The organism is Streptomyces sp. NPDC056361 (assembly GCF_042262805.1).
GTDB lineage: Bacteria > Actinomycetota > Actinomycetes > Streptomycetales > Streptomycetaceae > Streptomyces.
In genome coordinates, this window is sequence record NZ_JBHJQI010000015.1 from 23,862 (window position 1) to 48,832 (window position 24,971).

Annotated in this window: 25 protein-coding genes and 2 pseudogenes; 15 read left to right on the forward strand and 12 right to left on the reverse strand. The window is 73.0% G+C overall.

Translation table 11 applies throughout. The annotated features are described in order from the left end of the window. The first annotated feature begins 24 nt into the window (after nt 1-24). Nucleotides 25-112, forward strand: a pseudogene (locus tag ACFCY7_RS07315). 303 nt (nt 113-415) lie between these two features. On the opposite strand, the gene ACFCY7_RS07320 reads toward ACFCY7_RS07315, so the two are convergent. After that, nucleotides 416-1,192 (reverse strand): SDR family oxidoreductase, encoded by a 777-nt coding sequence (locus ACFCY7_RS07320; protein ID WP_376482138.1) that lies wholly within the window; start codon nt 1,190-1,192, stop codon nt 416-418. A gap of 268 nt (nt 1,193-1,460) precedes the next feature. On the opposite strand from ACFCY7_RS07320, the gene ACFCY7_RS07325 reads away from it, so the two are divergent. From ACFCY7_RS07325 to ACFCY7_RS07345, 5 genes are all read left to right on the forward strand, one after another. Beyond that, entirely contained in the window at nt 1,461-2,405 is a 945-nt protein-coding gene (locus tag ACFCY7_RS07325) for a helix-turn-helix domain-containing protein (RefSeq protein ID WP_376482139.1), read from the forward strand. Nucleotides 2,406-2,635: 230 nt separating this feature from the next. After that, nucleotides 2,636-5,458 carry a class IV lanthionine synthetase LanL gene (gene lanL, locus ACFCY7_RS07330; RefSeq protein WP_376482141.1) on the forward strand — a complete coding sequence of 941 codons (2,823 nt, stop codon included), beginning with the start codon at nt 2,636-2,638 and terminating at the stop codon, nt 5,456-5,458. A gap of 207 nt (nt 5,459-5,665) precedes the next feature. Further along, nucleotides 5,666-5,821, forward strand: coding sequence for a VenA family class IV lanthipeptide (locus tag ACFCY7_RS07335; protein ID WP_367825650.1), 156 nt, complete (start codon nt 5,666-5,668; stop codon nt 5,819-5,821). Between the two features lie 231 nt (nt 5,822-6,052). Continuing rightward, nucleotides 6,053-7,159 (forward strand): ATP-binding cassette domain-containing protein, encoded by a 1,107-nt coding sequence (locus ACFCY7_RS07340; RefSeq protein ID WP_376482143.1) that lies wholly within the window; start codon nt 6,053-6,055, stop codon nt 7,157-7,159. Continuing rightward, nucleotides 7,156-8,064, forward strand: a complete 909-nt coding sequence (locus ACFCY7_RS07345; RefSeq protein WP_376482145.1) for an ABC transporter permease — start codon at nt 7,156-7,158, stop codon at nt 8,062-8,064. Before ACFCY7_RS07340 ends, ACFCY7_RS07345 begins: the two co-directional genes overlap by 4 nt. A 207-nt stretch (nt 8,065-8,271) precedes the next feature. Here the strand turns inward: ACFCY7_RS07345 and ACFCY7_RS07350 are convergent, their stop codons facing one another. The 4 genes from ACFCY7_RS07350 to ACFCY7_RS07365 form a co-directional block, all read right to left on the reverse strand. Next, nucleotides 8,272-8,820 carry a YciI family protein gene (locus tag ACFCY7_RS07350; protein ID WP_376482147.1) on the reverse strand — a complete coding sequence of 183 codons (549 nt, stop codon included), beginning with the start codon at nt 8,818-8,820 and terminating at the stop codon, nt 8,272-8,274. Nucleotides 8,821-8,902: 82 nt separating this feature from the next. After that, entirely contained in the window at nt 8,903-9,457 is a 555-nt protein-coding gene (locus ACFCY7_RS07355; RefSeq protein ID WP_376482148.1) for a Clp protease N-terminal domain-containing protein, read from the reverse strand. Next, on the reverse strand, nt 9,457-9,666 hold the full coding sequence (locus tag ACFCY7_RS07360; RefSeq protein ID WP_026058749.1) for a helix-turn-helix domain-containing protein: 210 nt from the start codon (nt 9,664-9,666) through the stop codon (nt 9,457-9,459). The genes ACFCY7_RS07355 and ACFCY7_RS07360 overlap by 1 nt, the downstream gene beginning before the upstream one ends. A 97-nt stretch (nt 9,667-9,763) precedes the next feature. Next, nucleotides 9,764-10,525 carry a DeoR/GlpR family DNA-binding transcription regulator gene (locus tag ACFCY7_RS07365; protein ID WP_376482149.1) on the reverse strand — a complete coding sequence of 254 codons (762 nt, stop codon included), beginning with the start codon at nt 10,523-10,525 and terminating at the stop codon, nt 9,764-9,766. Nucleotides 10,526-10,598: 73 nt separating this feature from the next. Here ACFCY7_RS07365 and ACFCY7_RS07370 point away from each other — a divergent pair. Both ACFCY7_RS07370 and ACFCY7_RS07375 read left to right on the forward strand, forming a co-directional pair. Then, nucleotides 10,599-10,733: pseudogene (locus ACFCY7_RS07370) on the forward strand (DUF4406 domain-containing protein); the annotation flags it as partial. Then, entirely contained in the window at nt 10,730-11,467 is a 738-nt protein-coding gene (locus tag ACFCY7_RS07375) for an NUDIX domain-containing protein (protein WP_376482150.1), read from the forward strand. The pseudogene ACFCY7_RS07370 and the gene ACFCY7_RS07375, both read left to right, overlap by 4 nt. Here ACFCY7_RS07375 and ACFCY7_RS07380 read toward each other — a convergent pair. After that, nucleotides 11,408-11,866: an Imm21 family immunity protein gene (locus tag ACFCY7_RS07380; protein ID WP_376482151.1), complete on the reverse strand. Its 459-nt coding sequence runs from the start codon at nt 11,864-11,866 to the stop codon at nt 11,408-11,410. The genes ACFCY7_RS07375 and ACFCY7_RS07380 overlap by 60 nt on opposite strands. A 235-nt stretch (nt 11,867-12,101) precedes the next feature. On the opposite strand from ACFCY7_RS07380, the gene ACFCY7_RS07385 reads away from it, so the two are divergent. After that, on the forward strand, nt 12,102-13,583 hold the full coding sequence (locus tag ACFCY7_RS07385; RefSeq protein ID WP_376482153.1) for a PQQ-binding-like beta-propeller repeat protein: 1,482 nt from the start codon (nt 12,102-12,104) through the stop codon (nt 13,581-13,583). Between the two features lie 7 nt (nt 13,584-13,590). On the opposite strand, the gene ACFCY7_RS07390 is transcribed toward ACFCY7_RS07385, so the two are convergent. The 4 genes from ACFCY7_RS07390 to ACFCY7_RS07405 form a co-directional block, all read right to left on the reverse strand. Then, nucleotides 13,591-14,670, reverse strand: a complete 1,080-nt coding sequence (locus ACFCY7_RS07390) for a sensor histidine kinase (RefSeq protein WP_376482154.1) — start codon at nt 14,668-14,670, stop codon at nt 13,591-13,593. After that, complete coding sequence (locus tag ACFCY7_RS07395) at nt 14,663-15,391, reverse strand: response regulator transcription factor (protein ID WP_376482156.1); 729 nt, start codon at nt 15,389-15,391, stop codon at nt 14,663-14,665. The genes ACFCY7_RS07390 and ACFCY7_RS07395 overlap by 8 nt, the downstream gene beginning before the upstream one ends. A 79-nt stretch (nt 15,392-15,470) precedes the next feature. After that, a complete protein-coding gene (locus ACFCY7_RS07400) occupies nt 15,471-16,178 on the reverse strand; it encodes a VanZ family protein (protein ID WP_376482158.1) in 708 nt (235 codons plus the stop codon). 101 nt (nt 16,179-16,279) lie between these two features. Next, nucleotides 16,280-16,714, reverse strand: a complete 435-nt coding sequence (locus ACFCY7_RS07405) for a DUF6223 family protein (protein ID WP_376482160.1) — start codon at nt 16,712-16,714, stop codon at nt 16,280-16,282. Between the two features lie 374 nt (nt 16,715-17,088). Between ACFCY7_RS07405 and ACFCY7_RS07410 the strand changes: the two genes are divergently transcribed. Then, a complete protein-coding gene (locus ACFCY7_RS07410; RefSeq protein ID WP_376482162.1) occupies nt 17,089-18,219 on the forward strand; it encodes a sensor histidine kinase in 1,131 nt (376 codons plus the stop codon). Beyond that, nucleotides 18,216-18,878, forward strand: a complete 663-nt coding sequence (locus ACFCY7_RS07415) for a response regulator (RefSeq protein ID WP_376482164.1) — start codon at nt 18,216-18,218, stop codon at nt 18,876-18,878. Before ACFCY7_RS07410 ends, ACFCY7_RS07415 begins: the two co-directional genes overlap by 4 nt. A 72-nt stretch (nt 18,879-18,950) precedes the next feature. On the opposite strand, the gene ACFCY7_RS07420 is transcribed toward ACFCY7_RS07415, so the two are convergent. Then, nucleotides 18,951-20,837: an AMP-dependent synthetase/ligase gene (locus ACFCY7_RS07420; RefSeq protein ID WP_376482166.1), complete on the reverse strand. Its 1,887-nt coding sequence runs from the start codon at nt 20,835-20,837 to the stop codon at nt 18,951-18,953. A gap of 225 nt (nt 20,838-21,062) precedes the next feature. Here ACFCY7_RS07420 and ACFCY7_RS07425 point away from each other — a divergent pair, with 225 nt between their 5' ends. From ACFCY7_RS07425 to ACFCY7_RS07435, 3 genes are all read left to right on the forward strand, one after another. Further along, nucleotides 21,063-21,596, forward strand: coding sequence for a hypothetical protein (locus ACFCY7_RS07425; RefSeq protein ID WP_376482167.1), 534 nt, complete (start codon nt 21,063-21,065; stop codon nt 21,594-21,596). 118 nt (nt 21,597-21,714) lie between these two features. Next, nucleotides 21,715-22,122, forward strand: coding sequence for a YciI family protein (locus ACFCY7_RS07430; protein ID WP_376482238.1), 408 nt, complete (start codon nt 21,715-21,717; stop codon nt 22,120-22,122). 8 nt (nt 22,123-22,130) lie between these two features. Further along, nucleotides 22,131-23,333, forward strand: a complete 1,203-nt coding sequence (locus tag ACFCY7_RS07435) for an RNA polymerase sigma factor (protein WP_376482240.1) — start codon at nt 22,131-22,133, stop codon at nt 23,331-23,333. 159 nt (nt 23,334-23,492) lie between these two features. Here the strand turns inward: ACFCY7_RS07435 and ACFCY7_RS07440 are convergent, their stop codons facing one another. Continuing rightward, nucleotides 23,493-23,915: a MerR family transcriptional regulator gene (locus tag ACFCY7_RS07440; RefSeq protein ID WP_376482169.1), complete on the reverse strand. Its 423-nt coding sequence runs from the start codon at nt 23,913-23,915 to the stop codon at nt 23,493-23,495. Nucleotides 23,916-23,970: 55 nt separating this feature from the next. Between ACFCY7_RS07440 and ACFCY7_RS07445 the strand changes: the two genes are divergently transcribed. Then, nucleotides 23,971-24,942: an SDR family NAD(P)-dependent oxidoreductase gene (locus ACFCY7_RS07445; RefSeq protein ID WP_376482171.1), complete on the forward strand. Its 972-nt coding sequence runs from the start codon at nt 23,971-23,973 to the stop codon at nt 24,940-24,942. Nucleotides 24,943-24,971: the final 29 nt, after the last annotated feature.

Genomic DNA, 24,971 nt, shown 5'->3' on the forward strand with positions numbered 1-24,971 from the left:
TGAACTCCCCGGCCACAGAACACGGCCGGGGTGCGCGAGGAGCGCAAAGCTGAAGCTGAGCCTTGTCGTGACATCTGCGGTTCCAGTGGAGGTTCGAGTCCTCCTCCCGGCACTTCGCGCCGGGATGGCCCAACAGGCAGAGGCAGACCGCGGTCAATCTCAGACTATTGCTCCAGACTCAGCATGCGCCGCTCATCGCCGGATCGACCGGGCCCGGGCCCAGGTGCGTCGAAATGCCAGTTCGAATCTGGTCCGCCGAGCTCGATCGGCGGTGGTCCAATGGCAGGACGCGACGCAATGACGAATGACCCGGGTCCTCAACTGTGCCGGCGTGTGAATGTGAGCGGCATCGACAGGGTCCGGGGGCAGGCTACGCCCTCGGACCCGCTCCCTTTTCCGCGTGGGGCAGGGTGCGTCAGCTCGGCTGCCCGGTGGGCATGACGGTGACCTGCTGGAGGTTCACGCGCGGCGGGAGGCCGACGGTGAAGCCGACGGTGCGCGCGATGTCGGCGGGGGTGAGCCACTCCATGGATTCCTTGGAGCTCTCCAGCCATGCGAGGGCTCCTTCGTCGGTGACGTGGCTCTGGAGCTCGGTGGTGACGATGCCCGGTTCGATCGCCGAGACGCGGACGTTCTTGGAGCCCAGTTCGGCGCGCAGGTGGCGGGAGAGGTGGGTGACGTACGCCTTGGTCGCGGAGTAGACGGCGAAGTTCGGGAAGATGTTCCGGGCCGCGATCGACGAGGTGTTGACGAGGTCCGCGACGCCTCGCTCGCGGGCTGCCTCGACCAGCTGCGGCGTGAAGGCACCGATGGCGTTCATCAGGCCGCTGATGTTGAGGTCGATCTGGTGCTGCCACTGGTCGGAGGCCAGCTCTTCGACGGGTGCGGGCAGCATGACGCCCGCGTTGTTGAACAGGAGGTCGGCGCCGCCGAATTCGGCCGCGACCCGGTCGGCCGCCGCGCGCACCGCCTCGGTGTCCGTCACGTCGACCGCGAGGGCCAGGGCTTCGCCGCCGTTCTTCTCGATCCTGGCGACGAGCTCGTGGAGACGGTCCGCGCGCCGAGCCAGGACGACGACCCTGGCGCCCAGCTCTGCGAGGTGTTCGGCCGTGGCTTCGCCGATGCCGCTGGAGGCGCCGGTGACGACCGCGACGCGGCCGGCGAGGGGGTGGGAGGTCGTGTGCGTGGTCATGGGTACGCCTTTCGAGGTGCGTGAACGGGTGAAGGAGCGCGCCAGTGGGTGGCGGGGGCCGGGTGGAACTGAAGAAAGCGGAGTGGGCTGGAGTTGGGGGGGGCGGGGCGCCGTGCGGTTCCCGTCGGCGCCTTCTCAAGAACACCACCCGCGGATGCCTCATTGAGCGCCGTAAAGTGCCCTGACCAGGCCGGTACTGCCGAGGCAGGTACCGGCAGTACCACCCACGCCGCCGTCTCGGCCTCGGGCGCCCGGCACACTGGATGACATGGATGATCGTGGTCGCGAGCTCGCCGATTTCCTGCGTACCCGCCGCGCCCGGGTGACACCCGGGCAGGCGGGGCTACCCGAAGACGGCCGGGTGCGCCGTGTTCCCGGGCTGCGCCGTGACGAGGTCGCGAGACTGGCCGGGGTCAGTACCGAGTACTACACCCGCCTGGAACAGGGCCGGGCGCAGAACCCCTCCCCCGAGGTCGTCCAGGCCCTCGCCGACACGCTGCGCCTCGACCCCTCCGAGAGCGAGCACCTGACCGACCTGTTCGCCCGGCCCGCTCCGGGCCGCCGTGCGCCGGTCGGGCCTCAGCGGGTGCGTCCCGGGCTGCACTTGATGCTGGAGACGCTCGACCACGTGCCCGCGTTCGTCCTCGGCCGACGCACCGACGTGCTGGCCTCCAACCGGCTGGCCCGCGCGGTCCTCACCGACTTCGACGCGCTGCCCGCGCCCCGCCGCAACCTGGCCCTGTACTACCTCCTGGACCCCGAGGCCCGCGAGCGCGTGGGCGACTGGGAGCGGATCGCCGCCGAGACGGTCGCGATGCTGCGCCTGGAGGCCGGCCGCCACACGAACGACCGCAGGCTGGCCGATCTCGTCGGCGAACTCACCCTGAAGTCGCCGGAGTTCTCGGGATGGTGGAACGATCACCGGGTGTTGCGGCGCACGCACGGCGCGAAGCACTACCACCACCCGCTCGTCGGCGACCTGCACTTCTCCTACGAGTCCTTCCAGGTCCCCGGCGATTCCGACCAGACCCTGTGCGTGTACGGCGTCGAGCCAGGCTCCGACACCGCCGGGGCGCTGCGTCTGCTCAGCAGCTGGAGTGCACCCGGGCCCGCGGCGCGGACGTCGACATCGACGTCCGCATCGGCATCGCCGTCCCCGTCCCCTTCGCTATCGCCTTCGCCCTCGCCCTCGCCCTCGGAACCGGGGGCGTAGACACACCCGCACGGGGACGTCTTCCCTGGCGGCCGGCGTGGCTGCGTGGATGTGCGCGGGCGTCTCGGATTGCGCTGGGCGCGGCTTGTGTTGCGCCGGGCGCGCTCTGGGAGGGGTGATGAGCTCCCTGCGCTCGCTCAATCAAGTGAATATGACAGGAGGTGTGTTGATGTGGTTATGCCCCTGGGCACTTACTCGCCAGCGGTACTCACCGTTGAGAGGGACACACGATGACGAGCCACATCAGGGAAGTCGAGCTGGAAGGCCTTCTGCGCCGAGCGCTGCGGGCCACGGGTACGGGTGAGCGCTGGACGGCCGAGGCGGACGAGATGTGGTGCCGGGTGGCGGCCACCGGATCCGGGACACGACGCCAGCAGGGGTGGAAGTTACATGTGTCGGCGACGACCGCGTCCGCGCCGGCGGTTCTCGACAAGGCCCTGGGGGTGCTGCTGCGAGGGGATTCGGGGTTCAAGTTCGCCCGGTCCCTGGAGCAGGTGAGCGCGCTCAACTCCCGTGGCACGCCTCGGGGAAGCTCGGGGAAGTTCATCACCGTCTATCCGTGTTCCGATGCCGAGGCGGCCACCCTCGCCCGGCAGCTGCACGAGGTGACAACGGGGATGGCCGGGCCGCGGATCCTGTCGGACCAGCCCTACGCCGTGCACAGTCTGGTGCATTACCGCTACGGGTCGTTCGTCGGCCGGCGGCGGCTGTCGGACGACGGCCTGCTGGTGTGGTTCATCGAGGACCCGGACGGCAATCCCGTGGAGGACAAGCGGACGGGTCAGTACGCGCCGCCTTCCTGGGCCGTCTCTCCGTTCCCCGCCGCGGCACCCGCTCCATCGCGTAGCCGCGAGGCGGGCAGGGGCAAGGTGGTGCTCGGCGGCCGGTTCGCGGTGGAGGAGGCGATCCGGCACACCAACAAGGGCGGTGTGTACCGGGGCAGCGATGTGCGTACGGGCTCCCGCGTGGTCATCAAGGAAGCCAGGCCCCACGTGGAGGCCGATTCCTCCGGGTCCGACGTACGGGACTGGCTGCGGGCCGAGGCCCGGATGCTGGAGAAGCTGAAGGGCTGGGGACTGGCTCCGGAGCCGCTGGCCGTGTTCGAGCACGCCGGGCACCTGTTCCTCGCCCAGGACGAGATCCCCGGGGTGACGCTCCGCACCTGGGTGGCCGAGCACTTCCGCGACGCGGGATTCGAGCGCTACCGCGCCGACGCGCTCCTCCAGGCCGCGCGGCTGGTGGACCTGGTCGAGGCGGCGCACGCCCGCGGCTGCGTGCTGAGGGACTTCACGCCGGCGAACGTCATGGTCCGTCCCGACGGTGAACTCCGCCTCATCGACCTCGAACTCGCCGTCCACTCCGATGACTCCGCCCTGCCGACCCGCGTCGGAACCCCCGGTTTCAGCGCCCCCGAGCGCCTCGCCGACGCGCCCGTGTCCGCCACGGCCGACTACTACAGCCTCGGCGCAACCGTGTGCTTCGTCCTGGCCGGGAAGGTGCCGAACCTCCTGCCGGAGGAGCCCGCCGGCGAGGCGGCAGAGCAGCGGCTCGCCGCATGGCTCGCGGCCTGCGCCGGGCCGCTGGATCTGCCGGACGGTGTGGCGGAGGCGATCCTCGGGCTGATGAGGGACGATCCCGCCGAGCGGTGGGAGCCCGCCCGAGCGCGCGAGGCCCTGCGGACGGCGACGCGAGGACGGCGGACGTCACGAGCCGTCACCCGCCCCGCACCGGGGGACGGGGCACGCGACGGAGCGGCTCGGGACGCAGCGGCACCGATCGCCACAGCGGAGGATCCCGCCGGGCCCGAGGCGGCGGTGGGGCCTGACGTCGTGGCCGGGCTCGTGGAGCATCTGATCGGCTCGATGACTCCGGCCGACGACCGGCGGCTGTGGCCCGTGTCGACGATGGCCGGAGAGAGCGACCCCTGCACCGTCCAGCAGGGCGCGGCCGGCGTGCTGGCGGTCCTGACGCGGTACTTCGAGGTCACGGGCGACGCGCGTCTGCCCGGCGTGATCTCCACGGCGGGCCGCTGGATCGCGGAGCGCGTCGACACCCGCTCGACTCGGCCGGGCCTGCACTTCGGCGGTCGCGGGACGGCCTGGGCGCTGTACGACGCCGGACGTGCCGTCGACGACCGCGCGCTGACGGAGCGGGCGTTGGCCCTGGCTCTGGCGCCGCAGCAGGCGACGCCCCATCACGACATCACCCATGGCTCCGCGGGGAGCGGGCTGGCCGCCCTCCATCTGTGGCAGCGCACGGGGGACGCGCGGTGGGCGGAGCGCGCCGTCGAAGCGGCCGACCGGCTGGCCGCGGCCGTGCGGCACGGGCCGGACGGCGTGGGCTGGGCGGTTCCCGGTCAGGCCGGCGCGCCGGAGACCGGCTCTCCGCAGGGCGACCCTTCGGGGGGTGGCCCACCGGGAGGGGACTCCGCGGGGGCCGAATCCGCCGGGGAGGGCAAGCGGTATCTCGGCTTCGCGCACGGGACGGCCGGCATCGGCTGCTTCCTCCTCGGCGCGGCTGCCCTCTCGCTGCGCCCCGCGCACAGGGAGCTGGCGGTGCGGGTGGGTGAGGACCTGCTGGCGAGTGCCGTGCTGTCCGGCGATGCGGCGCAGTGGCCGGCTCAGGCCGGCGACGTGCCGACGGCCCCGTACTGGTGCCACGGTGCCGCGGGTATCGGCGGCTTCCTCGTCCGACTGTGGCAGGCGACCGGGGACGACAGGTTCGGTGACCTCGCCCGCCGCAGTACGCGTGCCGTCGCCGAACGCGCCTCACGCGCCCCGCTCACCCAGTGCCACGGTCTCGCGGGCAACGGCGACTTCCTCCTCGACATGGCCGACGCGACCGGTGATCCCGTCTACCGCTCCATGGCCGGGGACCTGGCCCGCCTCATCGTGTGCGAGAGGACCGACCGCCGCGGCCACGCGGTCTTCCCCAACGAGTACGGGGAAGTGTCGACCAGCTGGAGCGACGGGTCCGCCGGAATCCTCGCCTTCCTCCTGCGGCTCCGCCATCCCGGGACCTCCCGGCACTGGACGGTCCAGCCGCCCTCCTGAGCCCGCACGGGCCCTCCCCAGGTGCCTCTCGCACCGATCCCCCACGGGTACGGGCTTGTCCCGTCCCGCTGGAACGACGCATCCGCACCGGAATCCCGGTCTTCACCCCGCGGACGCGTCCCCTCGACCCCCGGCACTGGATCGTCCATGTGCCGGTGTGCGCGGCAGCACGTCCTGTCGCCACCTCACAGAAGAAGGAGAAACACCATGGAGAACCACGACATCGAACTGCTCGCCCAGCTCCACGCCCTGCCGGAGACCGACCCGGTCGGCGTCGACGGAGCGCCGTTCGCCGCCACCTGCGAGTGCGTCGGCCTCCTGACGCTCCTCAACACGGTCTGTATCGGAATCAGCTGCGCGTAGGACGTGCAGCACCATCCGGCCGGCGGTCAGGACCCGGGACGACCGCCGGCCGGACACCCACCCGCTCGACAGCGCGGCCGCCCGGCGGCCGCGCCTCCACCGCACACACCCCGCCTGACCTGAGGCGTGCCGCCCGCGGCACACCGGACGCGCGCCGCGACTCGCGGGTGCGCCCGGTGGCCGCGGTCGGCGAACCCGTGGACGTGGACCAGGAGACGAGGACCGGACCCCATGCAGCCACCCGCCGGCGACGCCGAGCTCTCCCCAGCGGCCCTTCTGACGGCCGCCCCCTCCGGTGCGCGCACCGCCCGGCACCCGCCGGGGCCCGCGTACGCCATCAGCACGCGTTCCCTGGGCAAGAGCTACCCGGGGCCGGAGGGCACCGTCACCCATGCCGTGCGCGGGTTGGACCTCGACGTGGCGCAGGGGGAGACCTTCGCGTTCCTCGGGCCCAACGGCGCCGGGAAGTCCACCACGATCGCCTTGCTGTGCGCGTTGGCCCGTCCCACTTCCGGCGGCGCCACGGTGGCCGGGGCCGATGTGCTGACCGAGCCCCATCAGGTGCGACGGCGGGTCGGGATGCTGTTCCAGCACAGTGCCGTGGACGGGGACCTGACGGCCGAGCAGAACCTGTTCATCCACGCACGGCTGTACGGGATCTCCCGCCGTCACGCGCGTCGACGCGTCGCCGAGGTGCTGGAGACGGCCGGACTGGGCGACCGGCACCGCTCCCTCGTACGCACCCTGTCCGGTGGCATGCGCCGCCGCCTGGAGATCGCCCGCCAACTGCTGCACGCCCCCGGTGTGCTGTTCCTGGACGAACCGACCACGGGTCTCGACCCGCACGCCCGCGCCCAGGTCTGGCAGCACCTCCGCGAGCGGCACGGCAGCACGCTCTTCGTCACCACCCACTACCTGGAGGAGGCGGAGAACTGCGATCGGATCGCCATCATCGACCGAGGCCGCCTGGTGGCCCAGGGCACGCCCCTCGCGCTGAAGACCGCGATCGGGGACGACCGGATCGTCCTGCGCACCGGCGACGACACGAAGGCCCACGACGTCGTGCGTACGCTCGCGCCGCCCGATCGCGACGTCACCACGGACCCGGGCGGCGGCATCTGCCTGCGGGTGCCCGACGGCAGCGCCTGGATCCCCCGCCTGTGCACGGCGCTGACCTCGCACGGCATCGCCGTGCACTCCGCGTCCGCCACCGCGCCGACGCTCGACGACGTGTTCTTCCACCACACCGGCCGCAGTCTGGACGTGGCGCAGCCCGGCCGGGCGCCCCTGCCTCCCGGGGTGCCGGACGGCTCGGCGGCATCCGGCGGTGGCCGATGACCACGTTCAGCCGGAGCGCCTCCGGCACGGCCGATGCCGGTGGTTCGACGGGGGGTTCCGTCGCCGTGGGGAGCCCCGGTGCTCCGGGCTCCGGTCGGCCCGCGCGGCTGCGGCACGAGCTGCGCGCGATCCACGCCCTGGTCCACCGCGATCTGCTGCGCCTGGCCGGCCAGCGCACCCACACCGCGCTGATGCTGCTGCAGCCCGCGCTGTACCTCGTCATCCTCGGGGGCGGGCTCGCCTCCCTCATCCCCCGGTCCCAACTGGGCGTCGGTTACCAGACCTTCCTGTTCCCCGGCATGCTGATGATGACGGTGCAGACACCGGCCATCATGGTCGGCGTCCGCCTGATCACCGACCGGCAGAGCGGCTACCTGCGCGAGCTCCTGATGGCCCCGGTGCACCGGTCGACGCTGCTCCTCGGGAACTGCGCGGGGGGCACGCTGGTCGCCGCGGTCCAGGGGGCCGTGCTCCTCACCCTGGCCGGGGTGGCCGGCCTGCCCTACGACCCGGTGCTCCTCGCGCTGCTCCTCGCCTGCATGATCCTGGCCTCCTTCACCATCACGGCCCTGGCCCTCGCCCTGGCCGTCAGCCTGGACCGGGCGGAGACGTTCCACACGCTCCTCGGGCTGGTGATGATGCCGCTCCTCTTCCTCTCGGGCGGCTTCTTCCCGCTCACCGCCCTCCCCGGCTGGGCCCACGCCCTCGCCGCCGCCAACCCCCTGGCCTACGCGGTCGACCTCCTGCGCCGCTGCATCACCCTGCGGGTGTCCGACCACACGGCCACCGCCGGTCTCACGTGGGCCGGTCACCCGCCGCCGCTGCTCCTCGAAGCCGTACTGCTCCTGGCGGGCGGCGTCCTCGCCCTGCTGTGGGCCGTCCGCCGCTTCAACCGGCCCGAGTGACGGGAGGTCGGAGGGCTTCGCGAGCGCGGTGGAGCGGCCGTGTGAACCGTCGGGGTGCCGGCTGCACGCTCGTCGAGCCGGTGGTCGATCCGGCCACCGCGCAGGAGCAGCTCGATGCCTGGATCGCGGCGTCCGGCTGAGCGGCCCCTGTCGGCGAGAAGGCCCCCGGAGTGTTGCGCCGGGGGCCTTCTCCTGTGTTCCGAGGCGTCAGGCGCGTCCGCCGAACTGCCAGTTGTGGACCTCGATCACCGCGTACCGGTCCTGGGTCAGGAGGGCGCGGGCCGTGTCCGGGTCGGGTGCCCGGACCAGTGCGGCGGTACCGAGCCAGGTGGTTCCGTCGTCGGCCAGCAGCGGACCGTAGGCGATCAGGTCGTCCAGGTCGGAGGGGAGGGCGAGGTCGGCGGACTGTCCCTCGCCGAGGCCGATCACCAGGTAGCGGTTGCCGCCGGTCCGGCCGCCGGGGAAGTCCCACATGGTGCGCCCCAGCAGGTTGCGCCACCGGCGTATCAGCACGTCCCGGTAGACGCCGGCCTGGTAGTTGGGCTCGTCGAAGGCGAACGCGCGGGCGGCGGCGGAATCGGGCAGGTCGACGATGTGGATGCTGCCGGTGACGACAGTGCCGTCGTCGGAGAAGGTCGGGCCCCGGGCGATCAGTTCCTTCTCGAAGCCGTCCATGTAGGCCCAGTGGTCGGCGAGGAGTGCGTCGCGCAGGGGGAGCGAATCGGGCCGGTCGCGGTGGTAGCAGAGGAATTCCATGCCTGATGATCTCTTCGCAGGGGTGTCCTGGTCGAGCGGATTCGCTCGCGGTGGGTACGCGGCCCCGGAGGGCGGCTCCTGGTCAGGGGACCTTCGGGCCGGAGACCGCGCTGTCGACGGCGGCGTACGTCACTCCGTGGTCGGCCAGTGCCTCGGCGACGACTCCGCCGGTGAGGGTGAGGGCCAGCAGGATGTGCTCGTCGCCGATCTCGCGGTCCTTGCGGGAGACGGCCACGCGGAGGGACTTCTCCAGGACGGTCTTGGCCTCCCGGGAGAAGGTCCGGCGGCCCGGCCACCAGCCGGAGCCCTTGCGGTCGCCCGCGAGGGCGCCGGTGCCGTGGGTCTCCTCGACCCGCGCCACGATCGCGCCGACGTCGATGCCGAGGTCCGCGAGGGCCTTCGTGTCGGCGCGGGAGAGTCCTGCCCGGCGCCGGGCGTCGGCGAGCGCTGCGACGAGGGAGGGGCGGCGGTCCGGCGGGCAGAGGGTCCGAAGGGCGGCGGCGGCCCGGGTGTCGTCCCGGTCGAGGAGGGCGAGGAGCAGGTGTTCCTTGGTGACGACGTCGGCGCCGTCGCGCTCCGCGCGTTCGACCGCTCCCTTCACGACGGCACGTGCGGCCTGGGTGAACCGTTCGAACATCACTGCCTCCCGTACTTCTTGTGGACGGCCTGTCGGCTGACTCCCAGTTCGGCCGCGATTTCCTGCCACGACCAGCCCTGGTTGCGCGCGCTGCGCACTTGGACGGCTTCCAGCTGTTCGAGCAGTCGCCGCAGCGCGGAGACGGCTCGCAGCCCGACCCGGGGGTCGCGGTCGCCCGCTCGCGCGGCGAGATCGGTCGCATCGGTCATGACGTCAACTTACGTTGACAGCGAATGTCGCGTCAACCTTGGTTGACAAATTCCCGCCCCGCGGGCACCCCTGCCACGCGACCCCGCCCGAGGGCCTTCAGACGCCGGCCGTCAGGATCTCCACGCCGAGCGCCTTCAGTCGCACGACGACCGGGTCGCGGGGGTCGGCGTCGGTGATCAACCCGCTGACCCCCTCCCAGGGCAGGACGCGGAAGCGCGACGCCGTGCCGATCTTCTCGGAGGAGGCGAGGATGTACGTCTCCGCCGCCCGCGCGGACAGGGCGCGCTTCATCGCCGCCTCCTCCCCGTCGCCCGTGGTCAGTCCCGCCTCGGGGTGCACGCCGGTGACGCCGAGGAGGCAGAGGTCGGCGGAGACGTTCTGCGCCGCTTCGACGGCCGCGGCGCCGCAGGTGACCGCCGAGTGCTTGAAAACGCGGCCGCCGAGCAGGAAGAGCTCCGCCCGCGGATGGTCGAGGAGGGCGGCGGCGATCGTCGGACTGTGGGTGACGACCGTGCAGTCGAGGTCGTTCGGGAGCGCGCGGGCGACGGCGAGGGCGGTGGTCCCGCCGTCGAGGATCACCGCGCCGCCGGGGGGCACGAGCCCGGCCGCGATCGAGGCGACCCGCTGCTTCCCGTCCGGGGCGACGGCCTGCCGGGCCGCGTAGTCGACCACCGCGGGCGACACGGGCAGCGCGCCGCCGTAGACCCGCTGACAGAGGCCCTCGGCGGCGAGATCCCGCAGGTCGCGCCGCACGCTGTCCTCGGAGATGCCCAGTTCGGCAGCGACGTCCTTGGCGACGATCTTGCCCTCTCGGGCGAGCAGGGCGAGCAGGTGGTCGCGCCGTTCGGCAGCCAGCATTCGCGTTCTCTCCTGTTCTTGCACGTTTCTGCATGTATCGTAGCGCGCCATGACCGACAAGCCGATGCGCCCACTCGACGCCGTGTTGCGGCTGCCCGGTGAGTCCACCGGGGCCGATCAGGACGTCGCCACCGCCCTCGGCCGCGGCCTGCCCGTCCACCACGACGTGGCCGAGATCCCCCGTCACGCCCCTCAGGAGGCCGTGTGAAAACCCGCCCCGGCATCGACTCCCCCGACCACCGCGGCCGCACCGGCCTCGACCGCGCCGGACGCGACCTGGACGGCAACCCCGACGTCGTGGTCCGCGACGTGGAGCTCACCTCCCAGGGGTGGCACGTCCTGCGGCGCACCACCTTCGACTACCGGCGCCGCGACGGACGCTGGGTCACCCAGCAGCGCGAGACGTACGACCGCGGCAACGGCGCGGTCGTCCTGCCGTACGACGCGGAGCGCGGGCGCGTGCTGCTGACCCGCCAGTTCCGCTACCCGGCCTACGTGAACGGCCATCCGGACGGCATGCTCGTCGAGGCCGCGGCGGGGCTGCTCGACGGCGACGACCCGCTCTCCGCCATCCGGCGCGAGAGCGCCGAGGAGCTCGGCGTCACGCTGGGCCCGCTCACCCACGTCCTGGACGCCTACATGAGTCCCGGCTCGGTCACCGAGCGCCTGCACTTCTACGCGGCCCCCTACACGCCGGCCGACCTCACCGGCGACGGCGGCGGCCTTGAGGAGGAAGGCGAGGACATCGAAGTGCTCGAACTGCCCTTCCCCGACGCCCTCGCCATGTGCCACGACGGCCGCATCGCCGACGGCAAGACCATCCTGCTGCTCCAGTGGGCCGCCTTGAGCGGTCCCTTCGCCCCGACGGCGGACGGGACGGGTTCAGATCGCGATCAGCCTCTCCAGGAAGAACTCGCCCATGGCGGGACGGATGAGCAGTGACCGCACCCGGTAGCGCCCGTGGGGAACATTCACCCGGATCACCTCGTCCTCACCGACTTCGGCGCCGAGCGCCCCGGAATCCAGCAGAACGTAGGGGCCGCCCAGTGTGATCTCGAACGCGTCCTGCCACTCGTGCGAGTTCATGGCCTGTTCCACGGCGTCCTCCAGCCCGGCGTCGTCATCACAGGCGACCCACCGGACAAAGGTCATCATCCTCTCCAGACAGGCCACCGGGAGTCCCTGCCCTCCCAGCGTGAGCACGTCCCCATGGTCCGGCAGTACGAATTTCCCGACATGTTCCGGGGTCACCGCATCCGCCTCGGTGCCGTTCCAGGACTTCAGGTACGGCGCCGGGCACAGCGCGTAGTGACCGAAGTCCGTCCCATCGAGCCAATCCACGTACGACCACCCCAGACCTCAGCGCCCATGTCCGACGACCCTCGACACGATGGCACACAAGCCGCTTGGCATCCATCGGGGCATCACCCGTTCCCCCGAGGTCGCCAACCTGACCCGGAATCAGAACAAATTTCTGGAACTCTATTCTAGAACAGGGTCGTTCACACCGCAGCGGGGGAACCGGATGTCGCAGTCGCAAGAACCCTGGTACAGGCACAGCCCACCGCCCTGGCCCGTGCCGGACAACCCGTACGCGTCCGAAGGGTACGGACCACCGCCGCCGGGGCCGCGCCGGCGCCGGTGGCCGGCCGTCGCGGTGGGTCTCGTCCTCCTGCTGCTCGCCGGCGCCGGCGGGTACCTGGTGCAACGGGGAGGCGAGGAGGACGGGACATCGCGGCCCGTCGCGGAGGGGACGGCCGGCCCTCCCGGAACGGCGGCCACTCCCCCGTCGACGGAGCCCGCGGCGCGGGCCTCGCACATCCCCGGCACGGGGGAGATCGCGCAACGGCGCCGGGCCGGCGAGGCGAGCGGCTGGATCGTCGACGACCGGACCGACCTGCCCCGCCGGAACATCGCCCTGGGCAACCTGTGGATCGTGGGCGACACCGCGGTCCAGGCCGTCTACAAGAAGGTCGTCGCGCACCGGCTCGGCGACGGCGCCGAGCTGTGGAGCGTCACGCTCCCGACCCCCGTCTGCGAGACACCGGCCGACCCGACGCCCGACGGCAAGGTCGTGATCGTGCTCAAGAACGTGGAGGCCTGGACCGGCACCCGGTGCAACCGGCTCCAGATGATCGACCTGCGCACCGGGAAGGCGGGCTGGCGCGCGCAGCTGACCGAGACGGGGGCCGGCGACGGCACGATCACGGTGGACAGCGCGGTGAGCGCCGGCACCGTCGCGATCGTCCAGAGCATGAAGGCCGCCGCGTACCGGGTGGCGGACGGGACCAGGCTGTACGACATCCCGATGGAGAACCCCGGGAAGTGCCACCCCGGCAGGGTGGCGGGCGGCAAGCGGCTCCTCGTCGTCGCGGACTGCGCGATCACCGCGCTGGAGAAGTCGTACAGCCAGCTCCGGGAGATCGATCCGGCCACCGGCAAGGTCCGGTGGCGGTACCGGACCGAGCCGGGCCACGTCATCGGGCAGGTGCTCTCCGTCGACCCGGTCGTGGTCACGACCGTGCGCAAGGAGACGAGCGGGGCGGACTGGCGGGTCGTCGCCCTCGGTCCCGACGGCCGGGCGCGCAGGACCATCGACCCCCGGGCGAAGGGATTCACCCACTGCGGGGACTCCGTGGACACCAGCGGCGACGCGCAGGCGTGCCGGGAGGCCGTCGTCGGGTCGGGCCTCGTCCTCCTCGGCGGGGACGACCGTGTCGGCGCGTACGACCTCGCCACCGGAAAGCTGGTGTGGGGCGTGAAGTCGGAGGGCACCTCGTACGGCTACTTCCCGCTGCGCGCGGGACCGGGCAGGACGGGGACCGTCTACCAGGTGGGCACGCTCGGCGGACCCGGGCGGGTCTTCCGGGTCGGTCCGGGAGGCGTGGACACGATCAAGGACGTGCTGAAACTGCCCGCGTCCACCGCGCCGGTCGAGTTCCGGATGGGAGCCACCGGGACGAACGCCTACGTGGGCGACCGGCTCGTGCTCACGCCCTCGGGCGTGAGCGGCGACGACGCCCAGCACGAGCCCCGCATGCTGTCGTTCGCTCCCTGACCTCGCCTCAGGGCGCGGCGGGGAGCCGGACCGTGACGACGAGACCGCCCTCGGCGCGGGGTTCGAGGTCGAGGGTTCCGTCGTGGGCGCGGACGATGCTGTGGACGAGGGCCAGGCCGAGCCCGACGCCGGGGTGCTCGTCGGTGCGGGCGCGTTCCGTTCCCCGCTGGAAGGGTTCGGTGAGGGTCGGCACCAGTTCCGGCGGAAGCCGGCGGCCCGTGTTCTCGACCCGCAGCACACCGGTGCTGCCATGCGCCTCGGTGCGGACCGACACGGTGCCGCCGGTGGGGAGGTTGTGGACGACGGCGTTCTGCACGAGGTTCGTCGCCATCCGCAGCAGGAGTTCCGCGGAGCCGCTGGTCCGTGCCGTGCCGCCGGTGACGTCGAGCGTGACGCCGCGCCGCTCGGCGAGCGGGAGCAGGGTCTCGGCGGCCTCTTCGGCGACGAGGGACAGGTCGACGCCCTCGCGGGTGAAGGTCCCGCGGTCGCTGCGGCTGAGCAGCAGGAGGGCCTCGGTGAGGTCGATCGCCCGCGTGTTGACGGCCTGCAGGCGTGCGACGAGTTCGCCGCGGTCGCGCGTGGGGTCCTTGCGGGCGACGTCCAGGAGGGTCCGCGAGATCGCCAGCGGGGTGCGCAGTTCGTGCGAGGCGTTCGCGGCGAACCTGCGCTGCTCGGCGACGTGCGATTCGAGCCGTCCGAGCATGGTGTCGAACGCGTCGGCGAGTTCGCGGAACTCGTCCTGGCGGCCTTCCATGCGGATCCGGTGGGACAGCGAGCCCTCCCCGGCCAGCCGCGCCGCGTCCGTGATCCGCGTGAGGGGTGCCAGCATCCGCCCGGCGAGGATCCAGCCCCCGACGAGGCCGAACACGAGCAGGAACGCCATCGCCGCCGCGGCGGCGGGTGCGAAGGTGCGCACGAGCAGGTAGCGGTTGGGGGCGACCCCGAGGAGGCCCTGGGAGTTGTCGGGCACGTAGCGCAGGATGAAGACCCACACCACGACCAGCAGCAGCGCGCCGGCGACGGCGAGGAACCCGGCGTAGCTGAGGGTGAGGCGGAGGCGGGCGCTGGGCCCCGGGCGTCTACGCACGCGTGCTGCCGGCGGTCGTACCGGGGTCCGGGGCGTCGCCGTCCGGGGTGGCGGTGCCGCCACCGGTGTCGATCCGGTAGCCGACGCCGGGGACGGTGGCGATGAGCCGGGGTTCGCCGAGTCGTTTGCGCAGGGCCGAGACGGTGATGCGCACGGCGTTGGTGAGGGGGTCGGCGTTCTCGTCCCAGGCGCGTTCGAGGAGTTCTTCGGCGCTGACGACCCCGCCCTCGGCGGCGACGAGGACTTCGAGGACGGCGAACTGCTTGCGGGTGAGGGCGACGTAGCGTCCGTCGCGGAAGACCTCGCGGCGGAAGGGGTCGAGCCGCAGGCCCGCGATCTCGCGGACCGGGGGGCGTGCGTACGCGCGCCTGCGGTCGAGTGCCCTGAGCCGCAGGACGAGCTCGCGCAGGTCGAACGGCTTGGTGAGGTAGTCGTCGGCGCCGAGCTCGAACCCGGACGCCTTGTCGTCGATGCGGTCGGCGGCGGTGAGCATGAGGATCGGGATGCCGCTGCCCGAGGCGACGATGCGCCGGGCGACCTCGTCGCCGGAGGGGCCGGGGATGTCGCGGTCGAGGACCGCGAGGTCGTACGAGTGGACGCTCAGCAACTCCAGGGCGGAGTCTCCGTCGCCGGCGATGTCGGCGGCGATCGCCTCCAGCCGCAGACCGTCACGGACGGCCTCGGCCAGGTAGGGCTCGTCCTCCACGATCAGTACACGCATGTCCGAAGCCTAAGCAGCACCGCATATCGCCACCGTATGCGGTGGCGTGCGCGAGGACGTGTCGACCGCGGGCGCGCCCTCAGCCCACCGGTTCCGGCACGGGGCGACGGGGGTCCGATCGCGGTGCCTCGCGCGTGGTGCGCCACCAGCGTCGCGACGCCAGTGCGGCCAGTACGGCGCCGGCCGCGTTGACCAGGACGTCGTCCACGGAGGACACCCGGTCGAGCCGCAGCGCGTACTGCGCGGTCTCGACCAGGGCCGAGCAGCCCGCCCCGAGCGCCAGGATCCTCGGCAGGGACGCCAGCGCCGCGAACCTCATCGGGGCGAAGAACCCCAGCGCCGCGAAGACCAGCAGGTTGCCGGCGATCCCCAGCGCCCCCATCGAGACCAGGTCCCTCAGCGGCACCAGGGCCACCCGGGCGGGCGCGGTGCCCGCCGCGCCGCCCGGCATCATCGTCAGCCACAGGAACGGCACCGTCCCGTGGACCATGCCCACCTCGGCGAGCGACAGCCGCCACGCCGACCCGACCCCTCCGGCACGCCGACGGCGCGCGAGCGCCCACGCCACGAGTACGGCCAAGGGCAGCGCGACCAGCGTCATGAGCACCACGCCGTTGAACGTGTCGTAGCACCCGTGCCACCGCCCGGCCATGCAGCGCGGGGCGGACATCATCAGCGGCCCGCGCACGGCGAACAGGGCTCCCGCCAGGGCGAGGATCGCCACGCCGAGGAGCACGATCCCGCGCGTGCGACGGGGCGGCGTCGACGGGGGTGGGTTGGGGTTCATGCTCCCAGGGGAGCCGACGCGCTGTTGCGGTGGCGTATGCGGTTTCCGATACGTCCGCGATACACGCCCTCGATGCGCGGACCGCCGGCCCGGTGGGGCCGTCAGGGGGTACGCCGCGCCCGGGACGTCGCGCGTGCGCCGAGGGTCGTGCTCGCCAGTCCCACGAGGATGGCCACGTAGGCGCCGCCGAGCCCGTTGCCGGTGCCGAGACCCCCGTCGGCCGTGGCCGCGACCAGGACGCCGACGGCCGTGGCGACCAGCCCGGCCGCCACGGCCGCCCTGGCCCCGAGCTGCCCGCGGGCGACACCGAGGCGGCCGGCGGGACGGGACACGGCCAGCCAACCGATCACCGCGCCGGCCAGTCCCAGCAGTGCGCCCACGGAGGATCCGGCGCGCCCGGGGCCGAAGTCGTAGACGGCGGCGGCAAGCGGCGGGGCCGAGGCGCGGGCGGTCGCGGGTGCGGCGAGCGCGATGCCGGCGAGCCACACGGTGGAGACGGCGGCGAGCAGGCGGCGGGCGGGCAGTCGAGCGGACATGGAAGGACTCCTCTTTCTCGGGGCGGGTCGGCGGTCGCGGTCGCGGCACGGGGCGTCAGCCGCAGTCGCGGCCGCGGCACGGGGCATCGGTCACGGTCGCGGGCGTCGGTCACGGCCGCGGTCGCGGGACCGGGCATTGGTCGCGTTCGCTGGACGGGGCGTCGTCGCCTTCGCGGACGGCTCGTCGTCACCTGAGCATGTCCGGCGGGGGCGGCCCCGGTCGTCCGCCGGGCGCGGACACTTCGCGCTGCCGCAGGCGCGGCACGCGGCTACCGCGGATGCCGCAGACGGCGGGGAACTACTGCGCACGTGGTAGCGGGTGGCTCGTCTCCGAGGCTGACTCGCCCGCGGCGGCGGCCGGTTAGGGTGCCCGCATGAGTGCAGGTGCGGCCCGGCTGCGGGCCCGGTTCGGTGACGGGGTCGTCGCGGTGGGCCTGGCGGCGACGCTCGTGGTCACCGGGCTCTCCCAGCAGGGTTCCGCCTCGGGCGGGCGGGCCGTCGCGGGGTACGCGCTGCTCGCGGTCGGCGGGCTCGCGCTGGCCGCTCGGAGGAGGGTTCCGGTCGCCGTGCTGGGGGCCACGGGCGCGTGCGCCGTCGGGTACCAGGCGGCGGGCTTCGACGTGGCGGCCGTGGCGTACCTGTTCGCCGTGTACGCGGCCGTGCGGGCCGGGCACCGTACGGTCGCGGTGGTGGTGAGCGTCGTCGTGCTGGCGCTGCTGCCGCTCGCGGCCCTGGCGTCGGGATCGCACGGCACGGGCGAGGCGTTCGCGCAGGCACGCGGCGCCCTGGAGATCGCCTGGCTCGTCGCGGCGGGCGCCGCGGGAGAGGCGCTGCGGCAGGCGGAGCAGCGGGCGGACGAGGCCGAGCGGACCCGGGAGGAGACCGCGCGGCGCCGTGCGGACGAGGAGCGGCTGCGCATCGCGCGGGAGCTGCACGACTCGCTCACCCATCAGATCTCGGTCATCAAGGTCCAGGCGGAGGTCGCCGTGCACGTGGCCCGGAAGCGGGGCGAGGACGTGCCGGCGTCGCTCCTCGCGATCCAGGAGGCCGGCCGCGAGGCGAGCCGGGAGCTGCGTGCCACGCTGGAGGCGCTGCGCGACGACGACACGACCCCGCCGCGCGGGCTCGACGACGTCCCGGAACTGGTGCGTCGGGCCCGTACGTTCGGCCTGGACGCGACGCTGACGGTCGAGGGCGCGCCCCTCGACGTGTCGGCCGCGGTGGACCGGACGGTGTACCGGATCGTGCAGGAGTCGCTGACGAACGTCGCCCGCCACGCGGACGCCACCACGGCGTCGGTCCGGATCGACCGCCGTCCGGACGCCCTCGTGATAGCCGTGGTCGACGACGGAAGGGCCGCGTCCGGTGCCGTCCCGATGCCGGGCCTCGGGTTGCTCGGGATGCGGGAGCGCGTCACCGCCCTGGGCGGCCGGCTGCGGGCCGCGCCGCGTGACGGCGGCGGCTTCGCCGTCCGGGCCGAGCTCCCCGTGGACCGGACGTCGTGATCCGTGTGCTGCTGGTCGACGACCAGCCCCTCATCCGCAGCGGGTTCCGCGCGCTCCTCGACCTCGAGGACGACATCGAGGTGGTGGCCGAGGCCGCCGACGGCGGTGAGGGCGTGGAGCTGGCCAGGAAGCACCTGCCCGACGTCGCGCTCGTCGACATCCAGATGCCGGCCGTGGACGGCATCGAGGCGACCCGGCGCATCGCCGCGGACCCCGACCTGGCCGGGGTGCACGTGGTCATCCTGACGAACTACAGCTTCGACGAGTACGTCTTCCACTCGTTGCGGGCCGGCGCCGCCGGGTTCCTCGTCAAGGACGTCATGCCGGAGGACTTCCTGCACGCCGTGCGCGTCGCCGCCCGTGGGGACGCGCTCCTCGCACCGTCGATCACGCGCAGACTCATCGACCGGTACGTCAGCCGGCCCGTCCCCACGGGCACGGACGCGGGGATGCGGGAGCTGACGAGCCGGGAACGCGAGGCCGTCGTCCTGGTGGCGCAGGGCCTGTCCAACGACGAGATCGCCGACCGCATGGTCATCAGCCCGCTGACCGCGAAGACCCATGTCAACCGGGCGATGACCAAGCTCCGGGCCCGCGACCGGGCCCAACTCGTCGTCTTCGCCTACGAGTCGGGCCTGGTGGCACCGCACGGCGCCTGACCGGGGCACGGGCCGAGGGGGCGCGGTCGTGCCGCCTCCCCCGGTGGGCGGAGGGGCGGCACGGCCGGGGTGTCAGGCCTCGCGGGAACCTTCGTACATGGCCTCGACGAGGTGGGCGTACTCCTTCTCGACGAAGGGCCGCTTGACCTTGAGGCTGGGGGTGAGCTCGCCGTGTTCGACGTCGAGGTCGCGGGGGAGGACGGAGAACTTCTTGATGGTCTGCCACCGCTGGAGGTCGCCGTTGACGCGCTGCACGAAGCCGTCGATCAGGGCGTGGGTGTCCGGGGAGGAGACGACCTCGGCGTAGTCGCGGCCGGCCTGGCCGTGGGCCGCCGCCCAGGGCATGATCGCGGTTTCGTCGAGGGTGATCAGGGCGGTGCAGTAGTTGCGGCCGTTGCCGATGACCAGGATGTTGCTGACGTACGGGCAGACGGCCTTGAAGCGGCCCTCGATCTCGGTGGGGGCCACGTACTTGCCGCCCGAGGTCTTGAAGAGGTCCTTCTTGCGGTCGGTGATGCGGACGAAGCCGTCCTTGTCGACGTCGCCGATGTCGCCGGTGCGGAACCAGCCGTCGGCCTCCAGCACTTCGGCGGTCTTGTCCGGGAGGTTGTGGTAGCCGCGCATGATGCCGGGGCCGCGCAGGAGGATCTCGCCGTCCTCGGCGATGCGGACCTCGGTGCCGGGGAGGGTCCTGCCGACCGTGCCGACCCGGAAGTCGTCGGCGGGGTTGACGGTGCAGGCGGCGCTGGTCTCGGTCAGTCCGTAGCCTTCGAGTACGGGCACGCCCGCGCCGGCGAAGAAGTAGCCGATGTCGGGGGCGAGTGCGGCGCTGCCCGAGGCGCTGCCGCGGAGCCGGCCCCCGAAGGCGGCGCGGATCTTGCCGTAGACGAGCCTGTCGGCCACCGCGTGCTGGACGGAGAGCCACAGGGGCACGGTGCGGCGCCCGGTCGCGACCATCCGTTCCTGCCCGGTCCTGGCGTGGTCGCGGGCGACCTTCGCCGCCCACAGGAAGATCTTGTGCTTGGCCCCGCCCTCGGCCCTCGCCTTGGACGCGATGCCGTTGTAGACCTTCTCGAAGACCCTCGGCGCGGACGCCATCACGGTGGGCCGGACGGTGGGCAGGTTGGTGATGATGCGGTCGATCCGCCCGTCCACGGCCATCACGTGACCGGACGTGATCTGACCGGATATCAGGGCCTTGCCGAAGACGTGGGACAGCGGAAGCCACAGGAACTGCACGTCGTCGGGGCGTACGAGGCCGGTGGCCTCCTGCGCGACGCCCTGGTAGGACCAGCAGTCGTGCACCAGCCGCACGCCCTTCGGGCGGCCGGTGGTTCCGGAGGTGTAGATCAGGGTGGCGAGTCGGTCCGGCTCGATGGCCCGGACCGTCACCCCGATCGCGTCCGGGTGGTCCCGCAGGTGCGCCGCGCCGCGCCGCTCCAGCTCGGCGAGGGTCAGCGTCTCCATCCCCTCGATCAGGGGCGGGTCCGCCTCGGCGTCGAAGAGGATCGCGTGGTCGAGGCCGGGCAGGCGGTCCTTGTGCTCGGCCACCTTGGCCAGCTGCGCGGCGTCCTCGACGAAGATCGCCCGGCTGTCGGAGTCCGCGAGGATGTAGGCCGTCTCGTCGGCGTTGGTGCTCGGGTACACGGCGGTCGCGGCGCCTCCCGCGCACATCACCCCCATGTCGGCCAGGATCCACTCGATACGCGTCGAGGAGGAGATGGCCACCCGCTCCTCGGGCCGCAGCCCCAGCGCCAGCAGGCCGGCCGCGATGGCGTTCACCCGCTCCGCCGTCTGCGCCCACGTCAGGGACCGCCACTCCTCGGAGCCGTGCGCCCCCGGGGCGCCCGCCACGGGGTAGCGGTACGCCTCCCGGCCGGGTGTGGCCTCGACCCTGGAGAGGAAGAGGTGCGCCACCGAGTGCGGGCGGCTTTCCAGCGGATACTGCGCGGAACTCATGTCGACCTCCGGGCCCGGTGCGCCCATCACAGATTCATTAACTGGCAGGTAACTTGCGCGCAAGGGTGAGGCTAAGGGCAAACCCCCCTGCCGGTAAGGGGATCCGGGCAGGAAAGTGCGCCGCGGGGACGGCCGTCGCCCTCCGGGGCCGGCCACGGCCTTGCAGCCCGGCCCGTCGTCACGGAGCCCCGGTCGGAACCGTCACCGTCCGGGAGGGCGTGTCCCGTGGAGCAGCGCGCCGACCGGGCGCGCGGGCTGGGCATCGGAGGGGGAACGATCATGCGGGCCAGGAAGGCGTGCGCCGGAGTGCTCGTGGTGCTGTCGCTGACGACCGCGGTGGGGTGCACCGGGGAGCGGCGGTCCGGGGCGGCTCCGGAGAAGGCGCCGCCGAAGGTGCGCCACGACGAGGCGCCCATCGCCTCGTCGCTGCCGCAGCTCGGGGACGTGGAGAGCGTCGAGTGGACGTACGAGCCGCTGGGGGTCGCCGATCCGAGGGTGCCCGGGCCCACCGACCTCGAGCTGAAGGGGTTCGCCCGCCTGACGGAGGCCGACGTACGACGGCTCACGAAGCAGTACGCGTGGACCGAGGCGGCCGAGCCTCCGCCGACGCCCCCGCCGGGCGCCGGCGCGGGCACCCGGTGGCAGACCAGTGCCGCGTTCGAGGCGGCGGCGGTCTCTGGGGCGTCGGCGGAGGACGCGGAGTTCCGGTTGGACCCCGCCGGACGGGTGATCGTCTTCCGGCTCCTCAACCCCTCGTGAGCCGGACGGCGGCGATCCGCCGAAAAAGTCCGCGCGGTGATGTCGAGAAGCCGTGGCCCGCTCCGTCCCCGGTGTGAAGGCGACCAGAATGGGTCGCACGAGCACCGAGGAGAAGACGATGGCCAAGTACCTGCTGCTCAAGCACTACCGCGGCGCCCCGGCGGCGGTGAACGACGTGCCCATGGAGCGGTGGACGCCGGAGGAGATCTCGGCCCACATGCGGTACATGCGGGACTTCGCGACCCGGCTCGAAGGGACCGGCGAGTTCGTCGACGGGCAGGCGCTCGCCCCCGAGGGGACGTTCGTCCGGTACGACGGCGAGGGACGCCCGCCGGTCACCGACGGCCCGTTCGCCGAGACCAAGGACCTGATCGCCGGCTGGATGGTGATCGACGTCGACAGCTACGAGCGCGCCGTCGAGCTGGCCGGGGAGCTCTCGGCCGCCCCCGGGGCGGGCGGGAAGCCGATCCACGAATGGCTGGAGCTGCGTCCGTTCCTGGCCGAGCCGCCCACCGTCACGGAGTGACCCCGCCGATGGACGAGGCCCTGCTCCGCCGCCTCACCCCGGTCGTCCTCGCGATCCTCGTCCGCCGCGGAGCGGATTTCGCGGCGGCCGAGGACGCGGTGCAGGACGCCCTGGTCGAGGCCGTACGCGTCTGGCCGGCCGGCCCTCCGCAGGACCCGAAGGGCTGGCTGGTCACCGTCGCCTGGCGCAAGTTCCTCGACGCGACCCGGGCGGACACCGCGCGCCGCCGGCGTGAGGACCGGGTGGACGAGGAGCCGGCGCCCGGGCCCGTGCCCGCGGTGGACGACACCCTGCGGCTCTACTTCCTGTGCGCCCACCCGTCGCTGACGCCGTCGTCGGCGGTCGCGCTCACCCTGCGCGCCGTCGGCGGGCTCACCACCCGCCAGATCGCCCGGGCGTACCTGGTGCCCGAGGCGACGATGGCCCAGCGGATCAGCCGCGCCAAGCGCACCGTGTCCGCCGTCGGGTTCCCCTCCGCCCGAACGGAGCCGGAAGGTCGGGGAACGCCTGACCGCACCGGCGACGTCGGCACCGTCCTGCGCGTCCTCTACCTGGTCTTCAACGAGGGCTACTCCGGCGACGTCGACCTCTCCGCCGAGGCCATCCGGCTCACCCGGCAGCTGGCGGCCTCCGTCGACCACCCCGAGGTGGCGGGCCTGCTCGCCCTCATGCTCCTCCACCACGCCCGGCGCGCCGCGAGGACCGCGCCCGACGGCAGCCTGGTGCCCCTCGCCGAGCAGGACCGCGGCCTGTGGGACGAGGCCGCGATCACCGAAGGCATCGAGATCCTTCAGGCAGCGCTCGCCCGCGACCGGCTGGGCGAGTACCAGGCCCAGGCCGCCGTCGCCGCCCTCCACGCCGACGCGCCCACCGCCGAGGAGACCGACTGGGTGCAGATCGTCGAGTGGTACGACGAACTCGTCCGCCTCACCGACAGCCCGGTCGTCCGCCTCAACCGCGCCGTCGCCGTCGGCGAGGCCGACGGACCCCGTGCCGGTCTCGCCGCCCTCTCCGCCCTCGACGACTCCCTCCCCCGCCACACCGCCGTCGCGGCCCACCTCCACGAACGCGCCGGCGACCTCACGACGGCCGCGCGCCTGTACGCCGAGGCCGCACGCAAAGCACCGAACCTCGCCGAACGCGACCACCTGACACGCGAGGCCGCCCGGCTCAACACGCGACTGCGCCGGCAGGACGAGGGGGCGTCCTGAGCCGCCACGATCGGCAAGAGGCCCGTGGCCGGAGCGGGCCGGGACGTGGTCGACGCCGCCGCCGTCGACGCTTCGGTTCCCGAAGGCCGGACGCCGGGCGATGACACCGGCACCGACACCGACACCGACACCGACACCGACAGGCTGTCCGTGCTCGCCTCAGGCGGTCGGGTCCCAGAGCCCCCCGGCCTCACCGCGGGCGAGGTGCTCGGCGTAGACGCCGACCTTCCAGGCGATGACGGAACGGCACTCCTCCAGCGCCCGGATCTGTGCGTCGACGCGCCGGCGATGGGCGTCGAGCAGGCGCAGGCGTTCCGCCTCGTTGCCGGGACCTTGCCGCACCAGGTCGGCGAACCGGCCGAGGTCGGAGAGCGGCATGCCGGATTCCCGGAGTTTGACGCAGATCAGCAGCCAGTCCACGTCGAAGGAGGTGTACCGCCGTCGGCCGCCCGACGTGCGGTGCACGGGTCCGACCAGCAGGCCCTCGCGCTCGTAGAAGCGCAGGGCGTGCACGCTGAGTCCGGTCCGCTCGGCCACCTCGCCGATGCTCAGCGGCTCCTCATGGGTCTCGGCGGTCGTCATGCCGGGCAGTCTAGGACTTGATCTAGACCTCGCTCCAGATCGTAGCGTCGGCGGCATGACCCCTACTGATCAGCGGCCGCTCGGTTCGCCCTTCTCCGCCGCCACCGCCGCCGAGGACGTCATGGACGGCCTGGACCTCTCCGGCACGACCGCCGTGGTGACCGGGGGCTACTCCGGACTCGGACTGGAGACCACCCGGAGCCTGGCGGCCGCCGGGGCCCGCGTCATCGTTCCGGCACGCCGTCCCGACACCGCCCGCACCGTTCTCCGGGACGTGGAGCGCTGCGAGGTCGTCGCCATGGACCTGGCCGACCTCGGCAGCGTGCGCGCCGCCGCCGCACGGATCGGCGAACGGATCGACCGGCTCGACGTCCTGATGGCCGTCGCGGGCACCATGGCCACCCCGGAGCGGCTCGTCGGGCCCGGCTGGGAGAGCCAGTTCGCCGCGAACCACTTCGGGCACTTCGCGCTCACCGGCGAGCTCTACCCGCTCCTGGCCGCCGCGGACGGCGCGCGCGTCGTGGTCAACAGCTCCGCCGGGCACACCCTGACCGACATCCGCTGGCACGACCCGCACTTCCGTACCGGCTACGACAAGTGGCTGGCCTACGGCCAGGCCAAGACCGCCAACGCCCTGTTCGCCGTCCACCTCGACGCCCTCGGACGCGACGACGGCGTCCGGGCGTTCGCCCTCCACCCCGGCAGGATCATCACGGGTCTCCAGCGGGAGATGAGCCTCCAGGAGCAGGTGGACCGCGGGTGGGTGGACGAGCACGGCACCGTGGTCGGCGCCGGCTTCAAGACCCCCTCCCAGGGCGCCGCCACCGGCCTGTGGGCAGCCACGTCCCCCCTCCTCGACGCACGCGGCGGGCTCTACCTGGAGGACTGCGACGTCGCCCGCGTCTCCGCCCCTGACGAGCCCATGGACGACGGCGGCGTCCGCGAGTACGCCGTCGCCCCCGACGCCGCCGCACGGCTCTGGGAACTCTCCCTCGCGGCGACCGGCACCACCCCGATCGCCCGGTGAACGGGCGTACGGCCGACGGCCGCGGTTGA

What these genes read in the sequence shown, in the direction of transcription:
- ACFCY7_RS07320 (WP_376482138.1), bottom strand. Translation starts at nt 1,192, where the DNA reads ATGACCACGCACACGACCTCCCACCCCCTCGCCGGCCGCGTCGCGGTC.
- ACFCY7_RS07325 (WP_376482139.1), top strand. Translation starts at nt 1,461, where the DNA reads ATGGATGATCGTGGTCGCGAGCTCGCCGATTTCCTGCGTACCCGCCGC.
- lanL (WP_376482141.1), top strand. Translation starts at nt 2,636, where the DNA reads ATGACGAGCCACATCAGGGAAGTCGAGCTGGAAGGCCTTCTGCGCCGA.
- ACFCY7_RS07335 (WP_367825650.1), top strand. Translation starts at nt 5,666, where the DNA reads ATGGAGAACCACGACATCGAACTGCTCGCCCAGCTCCACGCCCTGCCG.
- ACFCY7_RS07340 (WP_376482143.1), top strand. Translation starts at nt 6,053, where the DNA reads ATGCAGCCACCCGCCGGCGACGCCGAGCTCTCCCCAGCGGCCCTTCTG.
- ACFCY7_RS07345 (WP_376482145.1), top strand. Translation starts at nt 7,156, where the DNA reads ATGACCACGTTCAGCCGGAGCGCCTCCGGCACGGCCGATGCCGGTGGT.
- ACFCY7_RS07350 (WP_376482147.1), bottom strand. Translation starts at nt 8,820, where the DNA reads ATGGAATTCCTCTGCTACCACCGCGACCGGCCCGATTCGCTCCCCCTG.
- ACFCY7_RS07355 (WP_376482148.1), bottom strand. Translation starts at nt 9,457, where the DNA reads ATGTTCGAACGGTTCACCCAGGCCGCACGTGCCGTCGTGAAGGGAGCG.
- ACFCY7_RS07360 (WP_026058749.1), bottom strand. Translation starts at nt 9,666, where the DNA reads ATGACCGATGCGACCGATCTCGCCGCGCGAGCGGGCGACCGCGACCCC.
- ACFCY7_RS07365 (WP_376482149.1), bottom strand. Translation starts at nt 10,525, where the DNA reads ATGCTGGCTGCCGAACGGCGCGACCACCTGCTCGCCCTGCTCGCCCGA.
- ACFCY7_RS07395 (WP_376482156.1), bottom strand. Translation starts at nt 15,391, where the DNA reads ATGCGTGTACTGATCGTGGAGGACGAGCCCTACCTGGCCGAGGCCGTC.
- ACFCY7_RS07400 (WP_376482158.1), bottom strand. Translation starts at nt 16,178, where the DNA reads ATGAACCCCAACCCACCCCCGTCGACGCCGCCCCGTCGCACGCGCGGG.
- ACFCY7_RS07405 (WP_376482160.1), bottom strand. Translation starts at nt 16,714, where the DNA reads ATGTCCGCTCGACTGCCCGCCCGCCGCCTGCTCGCCGCCGTCTCCACC.
- ACFCY7_RS07410 (WP_376482162.1), top strand. Translation starts at nt 17,089, where the DNA reads ATGAGTGCAGGTGCGGCCCGGCTGCGGGCCCGGTTCGGTGACGGGGTC.
- ACFCY7_RS07420 (WP_376482166.1), bottom strand. Translation starts at nt 20,837, where the DNA reads ATGAGTTCCGCGCAGTATCCGCTGGAAAGCCGCCCGCACTCGGTGGCG.
- ACFCY7_RS07430 (WP_376482238.1), top strand. Translation starts at nt 21,715, where the DNA reads ATGGCCAAGTACCTGCTGCTCAAGCACTACCGCGGCGCCCCGGCGGCG.
- ACFCY7_RS07435 (WP_376482240.1), top strand. Translation starts at nt 22,131, where the DNA reads ATGGACGAGGCCCTGCTCCGCCGCCTCACCCCGGTCGTCCTCGCGATC.
- ACFCY7_RS07440 (WP_376482169.1), bottom strand. Translation starts at nt 23,915, where the DNA reads ATGACGACCGCCGAGACCCATGAGGAGCCGCTGAGCATCGGCGAGGTG.
- ACFCY7_RS07445 (WP_376482171.1), top strand. Translation starts at nt 23,971, where the DNA reads ATGACCCCTACTGATCAGCGGCCGCTCGGTTCGCCCTTCTCCGCCGCC.